The 761-nt window shown below is 30.3% G+C and carries 1 protein-coding gene; it reads left to right on the top strand.

The window, feature by feature from the left end:
• Nucleotides 1-59: 59 nt before the first annotated feature.
• A complete protein-coding gene (locus G3997_RS03800; protein WP_296648370.1) occupies nt 60-689 on the top strand; it encodes a peptidylprolyl isomerase in 630 nt (209 codons plus the stop codon).
• Nucleotides 690-761 lie beyond the last annotated feature (72 nt).

The raw sequence follows: 761 nt of genomic DNA, 5'->3' as shown, positions 1-761 counted from the left end.
TTATATAGGCAGTTTATGGTATAATATATTAATAAATTATAACAAAGGATGGTATTAATATGTCTAACAAAAGTAAAAAAGGATTTTTAGCTAGCTTACTTGCAGGTGCATTAGCTTTAGTTGGTTGTTCATCTAATGCTCCAGTTTCTGATGAAGTTAGAACTCCTCCTAAAGAACTTCCTATAGCTACTATAGTTGTTAAAGATTTTGGAACTATTGAGGCTGAGYTATACCCTCATATAGCCCCTAATACGGTTAATAACTTTATATCTYTAGCTAATAGTGGATTTTATGATGGATTAACTTTCCATAGAGTTATAAAAGATTTTATGATACAAGGTGGAGATCCTGAAGGGACTGGTATGGGTGGTCCTGGATATAGCATTTATGGTGAATTTACTAAGAATAAATTTAAAAATGATTTAGCCCATACTGAAGGAGTATTATCTATGGCTAGAAGCCAAAATAAAAATAGTGCWGGTAGTCAGTTCTTTATAGTTACTAAAGATGCACCTCACTTAGATGGTCAATATGCTTCTTTTGGTAAAGTTATAAAAGGTATGGATATTGTTCATAAAATAGAAAATGTACAAACTGATTCTAGTGATAAACCTATTAATGATGTTATTATTGAATCTATAAAAGTTGATACTAAGGGAGTAGAATATAAAGCTCCTGATAAAATGTAGTTATATAATAAAATCAAGGGTGTCGTGTTTTTCCACACCCTTGATTTTATTATTTATACTGTATTAACTTAG

The sequence above is a fragment of the Romboutsia sp. 13368 genome (assembly GCF_018336475.1).
GTDB lineage: Bacteria > Bacillota > Clostridia > Peptostreptococcales > Peptostreptococcaceae > Romboutsia.
Note: the sequence above shows the minus strand (reverse complement) of the source record. Positions and strands in the feature narration are given on the sequence as shown.